The sequence below is a fragment of the Clostridium cavendishii DSM 21758 genome (genome assembly GCF_900141845.1).
In the GTDB taxonomy this organism is placed as follows: Bacteria; Bacillota; Clostridia; order Clostridiales; family Clostridiaceae; genus Clostridium_AG; species Clostridium_AG cavendishii.
In genome coordinates this window covers 65236-81932 of the sequence record NZ_FQZB01000019.1, presented here as the reverse complement: position 1 = coordinate 81932, position 16697 = coordinate 65236, and the positions used below count along the sequence as shown (strand labels likewise).

Annotated in this window: 13 protein-coding genes and 1 riboswitch; of the genes, 11 read left to right on the top strand and 2 right to left on the bottom strand. The window is 27.9% G+C overall.

The genetic code is table 11. The annotated features are described in order from the left end of the window. Positions 1-405: 405 nt before the first annotated feature. Both BUB01_RS19660 and BUB01_RS19655 read left to right on the top strand, forming a co-directional pair. Positions 406-1341 (top strand): ribonuclease Z, encoded by a 936-nt coding sequence (locus BUB01_RS19660; RefSeq protein WP_072992354.1) that lies wholly within the window; start codon positions 406-408, stop codon positions 1339-1341. Positions 1342-1789: 448 nt separating this feature from the next. Continuing rightward, entirely contained in the window at positions 1790-2923 is a 1134-nt protein-coding gene (locus BUB01_RS19655; RefSeq protein WP_143152541.1) for a deaminase domain-containing protein, read from the top strand. Positions 2924-3110: 187 nt separating this feature from the next. Here the strand turns inward: BUB01_RS19655 and tdc are convergent, their stop codons facing one another. Together tdc and tyrP are read right to left on the bottom strand one after the other, a co-directional pair. Beyond that, positions 3111-4964, bottom strand: coding sequence for a tyrosine decarboxylase (tdc, locus tag BUB01_RS19650; protein ID WP_072992351.1), 1854 nt, complete (start codon positions 4962-4964; stop codon positions 3111-3113). A gap of 91 nt (positions 4965-5055) precedes the next feature. Continuing rightward, positions 5056-6459: a tyrosine-tyramine antiporter gene (gene tyrP / locus BUB01_RS19645; protein WP_072992347.1), complete on the bottom strand. Its 1404-nt coding sequence runs from the start codon at positions 6457-6459 to the stop codon at positions 5056-5058. A gap of 535 nt (positions 6460-6994) precedes the next feature. Here tyrP and tyrS point away from each other — a divergent pair. The 9 genes from tyrS (at position 6995) to BUB01_RS19610 (ending at position 16257) form a co-directional block, all read left to right on the top strand. Then, complete coding sequence (gene tyrS / locus BUB01_RS19640) at positions 6995-8221, top strand: tyrosine--tRNA ligase (protein ID WP_072992344.1); 1227 nt, start codon at positions 6995-6997, stop codon at positions 8219-8221. A gap of 230 nt (positions 8222-8451) precedes the next feature. Next, positions 8452-8616 (top strand): hypothetical protein, encoded by a 165-nt coding sequence (locus tag BUB01_RS23345; protein WP_159433280.1) that lies wholly within the window; start codon positions 8452-8454, stop codon positions 8614-8616. Between the two features lie 249 nt (positions 8617-8865). Further along, positions 8866-9009, top strand: a complete 144-nt coding sequence (locus BUB01_RS23340; RefSeq protein ID WP_159433279.1) for a hypothetical protein — start codon at positions 8866-8868, stop codon at positions 9007-9009. A gap of 638 nt (positions 9010-9647) precedes the next feature. Beyond that, on the top strand, positions 9648-11816 hold the full coding sequence (locus BUB01_RS23750; RefSeq protein WP_072992340.1) for a chitobiase/beta-hexosaminidase C-terminal domain-containing protein: 2169 nt from the start codon (positions 9648-9650) through the stop codon (positions 11814-11816). A gap of 228 nt (positions 11817-12044) precedes the next feature. Further along, on the top strand, positions 12045-12506 hold the full coding sequence (locus BUB01_RS19630; RefSeq protein WP_072992337.1) for a methylated-DNA--[protein]-cysteine S-methyltransferase: 462 nt from the start codon (positions 12045-12047) through the stop codon (positions 12504-12506). Between the two features lie 34 nt (positions 12507-12540). Continuing rightward, the gene (locus BUB01_RS19625) at positions 12541-13359 is read left to right on the top strand and encodes a PHP domain-containing protein (RefSeq protein WP_143152540.1); all 819 of its coding nucleotides are present in this window, start codon (positions 12541-12543) and stop codon (positions 13357-13359) included. Positions 13360-13535: 176 nt separating this feature from the next. Beyond that, a complete protein-coding gene (locus BUB01_RS19620; RefSeq protein WP_072992334.1) occupies positions 13536-14264 on the top strand; it encodes an ATP-grasp domain-containing protein in 729 nt (242 codons plus the stop codon). A gap of 172 nt (positions 14265-14436) precedes the next feature. After that, on the top strand, positions 14437-15882 hold the full coding sequence (locus BUB01_RS19615; RefSeq protein WP_072992330.1) for an esterase/lipase family protein: 1446 nt from the start codon (positions 14437-14439) through the stop codon (positions 15880-15882). A gap of 72 nt (positions 15883-15954) precedes the next feature. After that, on the top strand, positions 15955-16257 hold the full coding sequence (locus BUB01_RS19610) for a hypothetical protein (protein ID WP_072992327.1): 303 nt from the start codon (positions 15955-15957) through the stop codon (positions 16255-16257). A 66-nt stretch (positions 16258-16323) separates the two neighbouring features. Beyond that, positions 16324-16522: riboswitch (cobalamin riboswitch) on the top strand. Positions 16523-16697 lie beyond the last annotated feature (175 nt).

Here is a 16697-nt window from a genome sequence, read left to right as displayed (position 1 = left end):
TAGATACTTGGTTATATTAAGTATAAGACATATTTTTGAAAACATTAGATAAATATATTTAATTATTTTTGTATATATGTTCTAATTAATATTCTACATAAAAAACAAATTTATTAAGAAATAATAACAACTAAACATTTTTAGTTAAAAATAGCTAATTAGAATCATATATACTATTTAATTTGATTCTATAAGTTCCATAAAAGACTTAATAATATGAAACTCCTACTCATTTACATTCGTATGAGTAAGTTCAAATAACTAAATTAAAATTTAGATTTTCACTTATGATAAATTATGAGTGAAAGTAAATTTAATTTTTTGAATAATCTTTATTGGAACTTATATATCTATTATTTTTCTTGATATGTCTAAGATAAAGTTATAGAGTTTGGAGTGATAAAAATGGTAGATATATGTCTTTTAGGCTGTGGTGGAGGAATGCCTATGCATTTTAGAAGTCTATCTGCAAGTTTAATTAATTATAAAGGAAGAAAAATTTTAGTAGATTGTGGAGAAGGAACTCAAGTATCTATGAGAATGGTTGGCTGGGGATTTAAGACTATTGATGTTATTTGTATAACTCATAGTCATGGAGATCATACAGTAGGATTACCAGGTCTTTTAGCTACTATTGGTAATAGTGGTAGAACTGAGCCTTTAACAATTATAGGACCAAAAGGGATTAAGAGAGTAGTTGATGGTCTAAGGGTGATTGCAGAATATTTACCTTATGAAGTTAATGTTATTGAAAATCCTAAGAACTTATTTTTAAATATTGATAAAGAAACATTAGAAATTAAAGAAAATAAGGGTGAAATAAATTTAAGTACATTAGAAGTAGACCACTCAAGTCCATGTATAGGGTATAGTTTTTATTTTAATAGAGAAAGAAAATTTGATGTAGATAAAGCTATAGCAAATAGTGTGCCTAAAAAAATATGGAGATATCTACAAAAGGGTGAGGATGTAGAGTTTGAAGGAACTAAATATTTTTGTGATATGGTGCTTGGAGAGTCAAGAAGAGGGATTAAATTAAGTTTAATTACAGATTCAAGACCTACTGAAGAGAGTGTTAATTTTATTAAAGACAGTGATTTGTTTATTTGTGAAGGAACGTATGGTGATGATTTAGATATTGAAAAAGCTATTAAAAATAAACATATGACATTTAGAGAAGCAGCTACATTAGCTAAAAAAGGTGAAGTTAAAAAACTTTTATTGACGCATTTTAGTCCTGCAATGATAGAGCCAAATGAGTATATAGACAATGCAAAATCTGTATTTGAACAAAGCTTTTTAGGAGAGGATAGGCTTATAGAAAATTTAAAGTTTATTTAAGAAAAATAGAAACTATTAAAGTATTTAGTAGTTAATAAGAAAGTGGCTCACTTTTCTATAAAATTTATAGAAAGGTGGGTTTTTTGTTATGGAAATTTTTTAATAATAAATTATGTAAAAAAGGTAAGACATTCAATGGTAATAGAAGCTAAAAAAATCTTTCAAAAGCTCTTAATTAATATTTGTATATTAATGTAGTTTTATTTTAAATTACGATATTTAGATTAATGGGTAGAAATTAAAATGGAGAAGATGATATAATGAATAATTGAAATTTAATTGATGATTCAAAAATAAAATGAATGAATTTATTGAAGATGATTGCGGTATTGATAAAAATTACAAAGATAAAATGCAATCTAACCAAATAATCTGAATTGACATATGAACATTTAGTTCAGTTTAAAAGTGTATTGTGTTAAAAATTAATAAAAATAATGGGGTGAATGTGATATTAGAAGATAATTCGTTAAAAAAGAGAAAAAAAGAAAGAATAAAAATTAGCAATTTAGATGATTTTAAGGAGGCATTAAAAAAAGAAGGATATAAAATAAATGAATTTGATGAAAAAATTTTAAAAGAAGAAATTGCAAAAAACTTTGAAGTGGATAGTAGTATAATAGAGAGTTTATATACATATATTAGTGAACCCGAGATTACTTATAAAGCAAATAATATTAAATTTTTAATTGATTATATTAAAAATTTAATATTGTTTGAAAATCAACATAAAAAATTATGTGAGAAAATAAGTGCAATAAATAAAATAATTATAGATAGAATTGAGTATGAGCGAGAGGCTAGCTTTCAAGATAATATTGGAAATATGATGAAGATAATAGAAGAAACAGCAAGTAAAATATCTGAGATAATAAGTGAAGAAGATAAAGTTAGATTAATAGAATTAGAAAAAGAAATAGATAAGGAATATCTTTATTCAAAAGATATTGAATTATTGAAAAAAATGGTTCTCATCAAAAATGAAAATGTAAAAGAAAGCTATAATAAGAAAACTAAAGTTAAAACAATGAGTATACAAATACCTAAAAAAATAAATTATGAATACATTAAATCAAAGAAAGGTACTGTGGAGTATCATGAATATTTAAATAGCAATATACCAAGAATGCAACGTTTAATAAAAAATATAAATAAATATATGAAGGTGTATGAAAATGAAAAAGCAACATTTAAAATAAATCAAAGCAAAACTTTACAGGACTCTATAAATATAGCAGTAGCGATGTATGATAATAATGAATTTAGAGCAATTAGTGGAAGTAATGAGATAAGCAATTTTTGTAGTGCACCACCAGTAGAAAAAGCAGTTTTTAAAAGTAGTAAAGTTAATAAGTTAGGTAAGTTAGGAATTGGGTATGATAGAGTTAATGATAGTGAAAAGAAGATATTTGAAGAAATACATAAACAAATACAAGATAAAAAACTGAAGAATGAAGGAGAACTTATTTTATATAGTAAATGGGAACCGTGTCCAAGCTGCTATTCTGTAATTAATCAATTTTGTGAAAAGCATCCAAATATAAATATACAGGTGAAATATGTAAAAAAATATGGAGAATAGGACAAGTTATTAAAAATATTGTGAAAAATTATATAGATTAAGACAATGTAGAAGATAAAATAATACTGTGATTTTTAAATAAATAAATTTAGAAAAATCATATAAAATTAAAAGAAAAGCTATGAATTATCTAATTCATAGCTTTCTTTTTAAAAAACTGATTTTATTAACTTAATAGTATATAGGATTATTTTAATAGGATATTTTCTAACTTCTTAGTTATTGCTACATCTATCTTATCCATGTATTCAGCAAATACTTCTTTGTTGTTTAAGTATGGTGATAATACACATGCTCTTAAGATAGTAACTTTTTGTTCTTTTAACCATTGTTCTTTGTCTGGACCACAACTTAATACAAAGTTTAGTGGACTGTGACCATAATCTTCTACAGCAAAATCTGTGTGTGAAGTTATGAAGTCATTTGCGTATAAACCATTTCTAACATATGAAGCTTCTTCATAGAATTGGTGGTTTAAGTCATTCATTACTGCTAAATCTGTATTTCCTTCATAGTTGAATACGAAGTCAACCATGTTGAAGTCAGGTCTAACTAGTGGGTGTAGTATAATTACTTTGTCTCCGATTACATATCTTCCATGATCTCTGAATCTAGTGTATAGGTTGTATGCACCTTCAACAGAAGCTCCTATTAGTTTTCCGTAACCAGTTATATTTAAAGGTAATGCTCTGTGTGCTGTCCAAACTGAAGCAGCTGTAGCACCAGCTTTTGATCCTTCTAATATGAATGCGCCAAGTAGTGCAGGGATGTCCATTCCTTGTTCGAATACGTATGTCGCGAAGTAAGAAATGAAATCTCTCATTCTCTTATCTCTTATAACTATACCACCTGCTGAGTATGGAATATATCCCATTTTGTGTGGATCTATTGTTATAGTATCAGCTTGGCTCATAGCTTTAAATGCTTCATAGGTATCAGTTGATGGCCATTGAGTTTCAGCATTTTCGAATACACCATATTCTAAATATTTAGCGTGTAATTCTTCTTGAGGTATGAAGTTGTATTCTTCATCTAAGAATATAGCTCTTGCATATCCGCCGTAAGCAGCATCTACATGGAAGTAGAAGTTTATACCTTTAGCAGCATATTCAGCTTTAACTTCAAGTATTTTGTGTAGGTCGTCTACTGCACCTTCTTCAGTTGATCCAACAACACCAACAACTCCTAGTACTGGTATTTGTTTAGCTGTTAATTCATCTATTGTTCTTCTTAAAGCATCCATGCTCATTCTATAGTTGTCGCCAACTTCTACTGCTATAACGTTATCTAATCCGATTCCTAATATATCAGCAGCTTTTAACCATGAATAGTGTTTAGTTTGTGGAACTAACCATTTTCCTATTTTTGATATTTTGTCTGCACCAGCTCTAGCTGATTTAGCTTTTAATTCATCTAATTTTTCTGGAACTTTATCTGTTAAATCTAGTATTTGGTCAACTGACATATTTAATAATTCCCATTCAGTTTTTCCTTCTACTAATTCAGGAGCTACTTCTTTTACAGCTAATGGTAATGAAGCTAAGTTTCTAGCATACCACATACCTTCTAAGTTTGCTATTGAACCGTCAGCACAGATATGTCCCCATGATTCTCCTGCTTTATAGCTCATTAATTTACAGAAATCTGCTCCTACTTCTTCTTCCATTTCTGATGTAGCTGGTGAAGATTCGTAAGCAACGTTATTTCCGTTATATAATGTTGCTGCAAAGTATCCTAGTATTGCAGGAACTAAAGTTTCTGAGTTCATGTGTCCTTGGAATCTTGGTGAATGCCATGGAACTGATCCAGCTCTTAATTTTGATGAAAGTTCAGTAAGAACTTGTTCCATTCTGTTTCTAGTAGCTATAAAGTTTTCTGATGATCTATCATTTGGTTTTATTATAGTATCGTCTTCTGGATGGTAGTTCTTTCTCCATTGGCTGTGATCTTCGAATAACATTTTAAGGTTTTGTTCAAAAATATCTTTATTTTCTGATTTAGGTCCTAAGAATAAAGCTTTTAAATCCATATTTTTTTCCATGTTTAAATCTCTCCTTAATCACTTTAATTATTTTTATTATCGTTAGCATTCTTATAATTATTTAGTTTTAATAAATTCCAATATAACTAAATTATGCAACTTTATCTTCTGAACTTTTCTTCCATGATGGTTTTCTTAATTTGAATATTATTAATGGAGATACTACACACACCATTGTTCCAACAATTTGAACTGCTAAATATACTGTTGGATTTGTATTTTCTGGTGGTATTAAACTAACTGCAATTGTTATTATAGTACCAACTAAAGCAAGTATAGAAGTTATCCACATTCCTAAGTTTCCACCTGGAATTGTGAACTCTCTTTTAACGTCTGGTCTCTTATATTTTAAAACTATTGCTGATACTATTATTAATAGGTAAACTACACAATATAAAATTGTTGTTAATATTAATATCATGAAGAAACTACTATTTACATCTGGTATAACAACATATAATACTGCAACTAAAGAAACTACTATAGCTTGTATTAATACGAAAGTTATTGGAACTCCACGTTCAGTTCTCTTTTGGAATACTGGAGGTAAATTACCATCTTCTGCAACTTTTATCATTGCTTTTGAAGGTCCTAGTACCCAAGCACTAAGTTGTGCAAGAACACCTATAGCTATCATAGCTGAAATAACATTTGTTAACCAAGGTAAACCTAATTCATTAAAATATATTTCAAATGGTTGAGTTATATTTGATAATTGTATTTTATCTGCTGGTATTGCATTTGCTTCTGTTAAACCTGCTACAAGGTTGAATATTATAAGAAGTCCCATTGATACGAAAACTGATATTGGATAGTTTTTCTTAGGATTTTCTATATTGTTAGCATGTACAGATGCTATTTCTAATCCAGCGAATATAAATATTATTCCTGAGAATATTGAAAGTTTGTTTACTGATGATAAACTTGGTATAGCTGTATCCCAATTTAATGTTCCAAGATTCACTAAACCATGCTTTGCAGTCCACCATAAGCCTAAACCTACTAATGCAACGAATGGTATATATATACCAACAACTGAACCGATTGATCCAACAACCTTGTCCATATCATATTTTAAGTTTAATAATGTTACAGTCCAATAAGAAATTATTATTATTGCGAATACGAAAATATTATTTTGAGCTAAATCTGGTCTTCCAATTACGTAACCTAATAGAACACCTACTGTTGAACTAACCATTACCATTCCAAAGAATAATTGAACCCATAATAACCATGATGTTACGAATCCATATTTATCTCCTAGAGCTTCTTTAACCCAAACTTGAGAACCACCTTCTTCAGGCCATCCTGTTGCAAGCTCTGCAGAAATTAAGGATATTGGAATTGCAAATAAAATTGCGGCACCAATCATAAAGAAAATTTGTTGCCAACCTACAACGGCCAATGTTGGAACACTTCTAACACTTCCGTAGAAGGCTATACTTATACCTATTAATTGAAATAGTGTAAGTTTTTTCTTTCCGTTTTCCATGTATAATTCCTCCTGTTTATTGTATTTTTTAATGATTTAAAAAATTTATTTAATAATTCAATAATTTTAAAAAAATACTATGAAATCTTAAAATTATTAAATAATTAAAACATTGTGATTTAGGCTTTTAAAAAAATTAACTATAAATGTAAAGGATTCAGCTGAAAGTTTAATGAATTTGAAAAAAATTTTTTTCTGTAATGTGATTCTACAATTTTCTACAAATTTCGTCAATGGGTTTTAAATTTTAAATGAATTATTTTTAAAAAATATATTATTAAAATAATATAAAAAAGTTAACTTTTTTGAATATTCTTTATTTTTTATTTATAGATGATTAATTTTATTTTAATAATAAAATTAATTTACGAAATTTTTATCAAATTTTTATTATATACTAGACTGCTGTTAAATACTTAATATACATTTTTTAGGAAAAACTAAATAATAGTTTTTTTGGTATACATATAATTTTTATATTGAGCAAATAATTAAAATATTAGTATTTTATTCAAAATTTGAGGAGGTATTTATAATGAGTAATGTATTAGATACATTAATAGAACGTGGATATATTAAACAATTTACACATGAAGCTGAGACAAGAGAATTACTTGAAAAGGAGAAAATAACTTTCTATATAGGATTTGATCCAACGGCTGATAGTTTACACATAGGTCATTTTATAGCATTGATGTTTATGGCACATATGCAAAGAGCTGGTCATAAACCAATAGTATTACTTGGTGGAGGAACAGTAACAATTGGTGACCCAAGTGGTAAAACTGATATGAGACAAATGTTAAATGATGAGCAAATTAAACAAAATGTTAATTCGATAAAGAGTCAAATGGAAAAGTTTATAGACTTTTCAGATGAAAAAGCGATAATGGTTAATAATGCTGATTGGCTAAGAGGTGTAAACTATATTGATTTTCTAAGAGAAGTTGGTATACACTTTACAGTAAATAAAATGTTAGCAGCTGATTGCTTCAAGAAAAGATTTGCACTAGAAAGAGGGTTATCATTCTTAGAGTTTAACTATATGTTAATGCAAGCATATGATTTTTTAGTTTTAAATGATACTTACGATTGCAAGATGGAATTAGGTGGGGATGATCAATGGTCAAACATGATTGCAGGTGTTGATTTAATAAGAAGGAAAAGACAAAAAAATGTTTATGCTATGACATGTACTTTATTAACTAATAGTGAAGGCGAAAAGATGGGAAAAACTGTTGGTGGCGCTTTATGGTTGGATGCTGAAAAGGTATCTCCATTTGAATTCTATCAATATTGGAGAAATGTTGGGGATGCAGATGTTGAAAAATGTTTAAAGCTTTTAACGTTTGTAGAAACAGATAAAATTAACAAATTATGTTCTGTGGAAGGTTCACAAATAAATGAGGCTAAGAAAGTATTAGCATTTGAAGTAACTAAACTTATCCATGGTGAAGAAGAAGCAAATAAAGCGGTTATTGCTTCGGAAGCCTTATTTGAAGGTGGTTCTGATATGAGTAATGTTCCTACTGTTGAAGTAAATAAAGACAAATTAGGAGCTTTAATAATAGATGTATTAGTTGAAACTGCTATTGTTCCTTCCAAAGCAGAGGCTAGAAGATTAATAACTCAAAACGGTCTTACTTTAAATGATAAAAAGGTTAGTGATGTTAAAGAAGTATTAACTAAAGATGACTTTAAGGATGGAATTGCTATAATTAAAAGAGGCAAAAAAAATTATACTAGATTAACATTAGTGTAAAAGGATAGGCTTTATATATTTGACGGAAATAAGATTTATCGTGGAGTTAAGGTTTTTAATAATAGACGATTTGAAGTTATAATCATTATTAGTTTACTATTAATGCAAAGGATACCTATATAAGGGAGAAAATAAAAAATTTAAAAGTAATATTACTAGATGATATAAGGTAGGAACTTGAAGTAATACCTAATAAAAATTTTTGGAAGGTAGGAAAAGTTGCATTTGAGATGGCAAAGGAACTTTTAAGGAATAAAGAGAGCTTTATTTGGAATGTTGCTAACTTAAGAAAAGAAAATAGGCAAAAACTAATTTGCTTGTGTATGGCAGATAATGCAAAGATAAAGTTTGTTTCTTTAGAAGTTTCTTATAAAGAATTACTTTTTAATAAATAAAACAAGAGAAAGTTATGTTCCTATAGGAGTGATAAATATAGATATTTTAGAAGGTGAGGAGACTATATATAAAGAATTCTAGAGAAATAAGAGTATGAACATATGATATTAAAAGCTTCATGATTTGGTAATAAGCCATTTTGAGGAGCTTTTTTATTTATATATTTAAAGAATAACCTTACATTCAAAAATTTATAGAACTAGGATACTGATAATGCATGGAATAAAGTAAGAGATAAATGGATATCTTTGAATTATTCTCTTGGCACAGAAGAAATAGTTGAAAATATTTGTTTTGGTAAAGTTTTAAGGTTAATGGCAGCCGATGTTGCTTATTGGCATCAAATATCTGGAGGAGATTTAGATGTTGATACTATGGTTAGGTATAAATAATATTTAATCTTCAAATGCAAAGAGCTATATCAAAACTAAATTTTGTTATAGTTCTTTTCCTTTATATATTAAAAGGAGCTAATGTTTGCTAATAGATATATATATTGTAATTAAGCTCGTAATATAGTTTGTGATTTTTTATTTAACTAACTAATAACTTTATTAGATACGTTATTTTAATACAATTTTTTAAAGCTTATTAAGAATGAATTTTTTAAAAAAAATTATGTTTAATAGTATATAAATTATAATAAAGTTTTACAAAAACATAATCGATATATTAGTAAAATATAAAAATTAAAGGGAGAATAGAGTACTTTAAAAGTAAGGATTTTTTAAGGGTGTATTATTATAGTTGAATATGCAGAAGAAATGCTAGAAGGAATTGAAGGTGTTTAAAGAAATAAAAATAATTTTAATAAAAAGTTTAATTTAATAATATATATGACTAGAAAAAGATGTATTTTAGCAATAAAAATGTAGAAAAATAATTTATGTTAGGATATAATTAAATTGTAAGAAAATTTAGTAATTTGATCCAAAGGGGATGGTAGTAGTTATAAGATGATATATATATTATGTTAAAAATACCAAAATACAAATGATAAAATATTATAATTGACAGAAGGTGAGATTAAATGAAATTAAAAAGGATTAGTAGTATTCTTATGATTACTATGCTTATAACTTCTTCAGTAAGTTGGACAACCTTTGCAAGTACTACTGTACAGAAAACTAATAATAACAATAACTCTCAAAGATATATAGTTAAATTTAAAAATAGCAATGCAAATGCTAATCAGGTTGTTTCAAATTATAATGGAAAATTGAAAAAGCAGTTTAAGAATGTTAACACAGCAGTAGCGGATGTAAAACCCCAAGATGTTGTAAAATTACAAAAGGATCCTAATATAGCCTATGTTGAAAAAGATCATGTAGTAAAAGTGGCAGCAACTACGGTAAGTAATTGGGGAGTTAGTGATATAAAGGCTCCAGCTTCATGGGAATCAGGATTGACAGGGAAAGGTGTAAAAATAGGAGTTATAGATACTGGAGTAGCATCACATTCTGATTTATCAATAGCAGGAGGAGTAAATGTAATAAGCGGGGCGGCAACTTCATATGCTGATGATAATGGACATGGTACACATGTTGCTGGTATTATTGGAGGCAAAGGTGTAAATGGTGGAGTTAAAGGTGTAGCTCCAGATTCATCTATATATGCTGTAAAAGCTCTTGATTCATCAGGTAGTGGTTATACTTCTGATATAATAGCAGGTATAGATTGGGCAATTCAAAACAAGATGGATATAGTATCTATGAGTCTTGGTTCAAGTGAATCTGATGTGTCATTGCAAAATGCTGTGGATACAGCTTATAGCAAAGGAATATTAGTTGTGGCTGCAGCAGGTAACGATGGAAATTCGAGTGGTACTGGAACTAATGTCAATTATCCAGCAAACTATTCTTCTGTTATTGCAGTTGGGGCAGTAGATTCAAGCAATACAAGAGCTAGTTTTTCTTCTACAGGAAGTAAAGTGGAAGTAAGTGCACCAGGTGTTAATGTAGCAAGCACTTATTTAAATGGTGGTTATGTGCAAATGAGTGGTACATCTATGGCAACACCTTTTGTATCTGGAGATTTGGCTTTATTAAAACAAAAGTATCCAAACTATACGAATGTTCAGTTAAGACAATTATTAGATAGTAACATAGTAGATTTAGGTGTGCAAGGAAGAGATTCATTTTATGGATATGGTTTAATACAAGCACCTAATAATGGAACAACAGTTAGTTTACCTAATGTACCAAATGTAAATGTAGCTGCTGGAATCTATACTTCAGCCCAAACTATAACTTTAAGTGATTCAACATCAGGAGTTTCTATATATTATACACTTGATGGGACAACCCCTACAGTAAAAAGCAATTTATATACAACTCCTATTATAATAAATTCAACGAAAACACTTAAGGCTGTTGCGATAGATGCAAATGGAAATACTTCAGGTGTTTTAAGCAACACATATATAATAAATAGTACTATACCTTTAAAACCAATTGCTAGTGTTCCAGGTGGAACATATAGTACAAATCAAATTGTCAGCTTAAGCGATAGAACATCAGGAGTTTCTATATATTATACACTTGATGGAACTATACCTACAGTAAAAAGTAATCTATATTCAAAACCTATTACAATAAGTTCAACAAAAACATTAAAAGCTATTGCAGTAGATAGCAATGGAAAATCTTCAGATGTACTTAGTGAACTTTATAAAATAACTACTACATCTGTTATAATTCCGACACCAACTACAAATATTGTAGCTGGTACCTATAAGACACCTTTATTTGTTAAACTTTATGATAATTATTCAAAACCATTAATGGCTTATTATACTTTAGATGGAAGTACTCCAACAACAAAAAGTTTACCGTATATTGGATATATAAATATAACATCATCATGTACATTAAAAGTTATAGCAGTAGATTACTACGGAAACACTTCACAAGTTTTAACTACAGCATACAATATAATTAAACCATTATCAGCTCCAATATTAAGTAAGGGTACTGGTATATATAATAAGGCACAAACTATAACTTTAAGTAATAATACATCAGGAGTATCAATTTATTATACTTTAGATGGAAGTACTCCTACAATAAACAGTAATTTATATAAAGGACCAATAAATATAAATAATAGCACTTTACTTAAGGCTGTTGCAATAGATAGTTCAGGAAATTCGTCAAGCATAACTTCAGCTTTATATATTATTTTTAATTTGCTATTCTAAAATAAAAAAATTAATATTATATGATTAATTTTAAAAAATTATTTATTAAAAAGCAGACAGCAAGCATAAACTTGAGTCTGTTTTTTTGCTATAATATTTTTAAAACTAATATTCATTTATTGTTTAAATTAGGTTAATATAAAGATATATGGTGAATTTAGAGTGAAAAAATTATGAATAAAATAGTTTGAAATTTAATTATAAATATAGAAAAAGAGGTGATATAACGTGTACATATTTTTTTATAAATTAAAAATTGGTAAAATTGGTATAGTTGAGAAGAATGGAAAAGTTACTAATTTATATTTTTCTAATGATAAAATACCTAAAGATATTGAAGTAAATGAAACTCCTATATTAAAGGAGGCTGCAAGGCAATTAAATGGTTATATTGAGGGAACGGTTAAAGAGTTCGAATTGCCACTAGAACCAGATGGAACAATATTTATGAAAAAAGTGTGGTCAAGTCTTTGCAAAATACCTTATGGTGAAACAAGAAATTATAAAGAAATAGCTACAGAAATAGGAAATCATAATGCCTCAAGAGCTGTAGGGCTTGCTAACAATCGTAATCCAATTCCTATATTTATTCCTTGTCATAGAGTAATAGGTAAGAATGGTTCCCTTACAGGTTATGCTGGGGGTCTAGAACTTAAAAAAAAGTTACTTGAAATAGAGAAAATAAAATAATTATATAACATAGGACAAGGAGAGTGAAGTTATATTGAAAGAATTAAGAGCAGATTTGCATATGCATACTAGAGCATCAGATGGTACATTAACACCTAAGGAGTTAATAAAGCAAATAATAGAGAATAATATAGATATATTTGCAGTTACAGATCATGATACTATAGGCAGTATTGAAGAAACAAGAAAACTTGCTAAAGAACATGGTAAGATATTCATACCAGGAGTTGAGATATCTAGTTTATTAGATGGAGAAGTATTTCATATATTAGCGTATAACTTTGACGAAAATCATAAAGAATTTATTGATTTAATAAAGAATAATGAACATCTATTAGAAAAGAAAGATGATGATTCAATAAAAATGCTTATAGAGCATGGTTTTGATTTAGATTTTGAGGAATATTTACAATATGAGCATAATCCAATGAATGGTGGATGGAAGACTTTAAATTTTTTAAAGGAAAAAGGATTATGTTCTAACGTAAATGAATTTTTCACAAAGATATTTGTAAGGGAAAGAGCGTTAGAATATCCAGATTTTCCTCACCCTAAAGAAGTAATAGAAATGATAATAAAAGCAGGCGGGGTTCCAATACTTGCACATCCTAGATATGGTAAATCTAAATTTACTCTTGAAGAAACATTAGAAAACTTTAAAAATTGGGGAGTTAAAGGGATAGAGTGTTTACATCCTCATCATAATAAGGATGTTATAAACAAATTAAAGGAGTATTGTATTCAGAATAATCTTATTATAACTGGTGGTTCTGATTATCATGGGGGATTAATTACAGAAAGAAGCTTAGGATATCCAGAGTTTTATTCAAGAGGAGATATATTTTTAAAATGATAGAAGGTGTAATTTAGAGATTATATTTAGGTGCAAAATAGCTATAAACTATATACTATATACTAGCTTATAATTTATAGTAGTTTTTAACTAATTTTTAAAATTAAAGGGTTTTATCTGATATAATTAAAAAAGATATATTAATTTAAAAAATACAGTGTAGAGTGGGAGAAGAGATGAGAGTATATATAAGGAAAAATTTTGATGATGAGATTGCTAATCAAAATATTTATGCTGCATTTTGTGGTTTTAAGCAAATGGGGTTTGAAGTAATTTTTTTTAAAAATATAGACGAAGTATATGATAATAATCCAGAAGATATAGTTGTTAGTTATATTGCTGATGTTAGAAAAACTCTTTATAAACATGGAGTTATAGTACCAGAAATAAGTTATCCTGAGGAAATTAAATCTTTTTTAGGAAGACGGATTTGGAGGTCGAAATTGAGTTTGATAGAAAACAATCCAGATAAGTGGAATATATTTATAAAACCTGTAGAGGGGAAAAGATTTACTGGAGTTGTTATTAAGAGTGCTAAAGATTTAATTGGCTGCGGTACATGGGGAGAAGATACGGATATATTGTGTTCAGAGGTTGTAAATTTTGTTGCAGAATGGAGATGTTTTGTGCGCTATGGAAAGATTTTAGATATTCGTAGATATAAAGGTGATTTTAGAATGCATTTTGACCATAAGGTAATTGAAAATGCTGTAACACAATTTACGTCTGCACCAAATGGGTATGCCATAGATTTTGGAGTAACAGATAAAGGTGAAACATTATTAATTGAAGTTAATGATGGATATTCATTAGGGTGTTATGGATTAGTTAATTTAGATTATGCAAAATTGCTATCAGCTAGATGGTCTGAATTAACCAATACAGTTGATGAATGTGATTTTTAAAAATAATAAGAATTCTAAAAAGATGATATAGAATTAAAAGATATGTAGTTATATAATTTATAGCTACATTTTTTATGTATATAAAAATTTTAAAAAAGTATAAAAATTATTAATGTTGGATTATAATTGATTTATAATATTTATATCTGATTAATTAGGAGAGAACTGATATATGTTTACATTTATAATGACTAGTTTATTAGTGATATTAATAATTAGTATCACATTTTTGGATGCTATCAAAAGAATAAATTTATTAAATAAAGTTTTTATGAGTATATATTTTATTTTTGCACCTCATGTTATTTTGGGTTATTACTTTTTGAGCAAATATACTAAGTTTGGACAAAATGAAGTTAGTTTCAGGTATATTATTTTTGTAACAATAATTTTTTTTATTTTATATATTTTATTGAAAGTAAATATAATTCCATATACAAAAAAACAAATTGTTAATATTAGATTGAGAATAATGTTAGGTGGAAGATATATTGCTTTGTATGGGTTGTATGTAGCATTTATTCAGGTGTTACTATATATAATCTACAATAATATTGTACAAACTATAAGTATTCCTAGGAATATAATAATAACAGATATTATTATTATTATATTCACTAGCAGTGTTTTACTTATAAATGGAATGATAAGAATTCTATGTACTTCAAAGCGTCTTAAAATAGTAAGAAGATATATAGTGGCAGTTATGTCTTTTATTCCAATAATAAATATTTTTGTAATACTTTATGCGTGTAGTATTGCAAAAGTTGAATATGCCCATGAGAGCTGTAAATTAATTAGGAATGAAGCGCGTGTTGAATCAGAAGTATGCAAAACAAGATATCCTCTAGTTTTAGTTCATGGTGTTGGATTTAGAGATTTAAAATATATTAATTATTGGGGGAGAATACCTAAAGAGTTAATTAAGAATGGAGCAACTGTTTATTACGGAAATCAAGAAGGTTGGGGAACTGTTGAGTATAATGCTAATTATCTTAAAGCTAGGGTTCTTGATATTCTTAAAGAGACAGGAGCTAAAAAGGTAAATATTATTGCTCATTCAAAGGGTGGTTTGGATGCACGTTATATGGTTAGTAAATTAGATATGGGAGAGTATGTAGCCTCAGTAACTATGATATCTTCGCCACATAGAGGTTGCAAATTTGTTGATATTGCCTGTAAATTACCAGATAAAATTTATATGACTATTGCAAAAATATTTAATAAGTATTATAGACTTTTAGGAGATGAAAACCCAGACTTTTATACTGCAAGTAGAGAATTTTCTACTTATCATAGTAAAAAGTTTAATGAAGAAGTAGTAGATGTAGAGGGTGTATATTATCAAAGCTATGCAACAGTAGTAAATAATATGTTTAGTGATTATGTAGTAACAATTCCATATATTCTAGTAAAATTAACTGAGGGTGATAATGATGGACTAGTATCTATTAATTCGGCTAAATGGGGAGAATTTAAAGGTGTTCTTAAAAATAACCATAATCGAGGAATTTCTCATGGAGATATTATAGATTTAAGAAGAGATGACTATAAGGGCTTTGACGTAATCGAAAAATATGTAGAGATTGTATCAGAACTCAAAAACATAGGATACTAGAATTAGTTAGAAGGATGTAATGAAAAAATTTCGTATATTGCTGTAAAGAATTCTTATTTTAAGGAGAAACAGATGAATAAAAAAATATTTGCTAAAAAAGAAATAACTACTATTGTTATGGCAACAATCGAATATATGGAGGCAAAAAATATTTATGGTGATGGATATGAAGATGATATCTATTTACCAAAGCCTATAAATGATAAATTAACATTATTTTCAAATGAAGAATTTGATAGATTTTTTAAGATAATTAATGAACTTTCAGCAGAGGTAATAGAGTATAAAAGTGGAGAGCTTAATGAATTAAATAGGATGCATGAAGAGATAAATTTTTTAGCAGATACTATGTTAGAAGAATATATTTTAGAGTGAGTAAATATAATTATAACAACTTTTATGTTGACTAATAGGTAAAAGTATGTATATAATTAGGCAGTAAATTGAATAATATCTTATAGGTTCTTCTTATATAATTATTTATATAAGAAATTAAAAGGGAAAAAGGTGTAAGACCTTTGCAGCCCCCGCTACTGTAATGCAGACAAAACCTTGATTTAACCACTGAGATGTATTCTTGGGAAGGTGAGGAAGTAGGATGAAGCAAAGCCAGAAGACCTGCCGTAAGATAATTGTAGATAATTTTTCGGAGGGAAAAAGGATATGCTTCAAAGCCATGGTTATGGTTTATTTGTTACGCTTATCAAGACCTTTTAGTAAGGTCTTTTTTTATGTGTAAAATAAGTATTTTTATGACCACTTGGAGGATATATATTCTCTAATTGGTCATTTTTTGTTGTGATAGATAACCAATT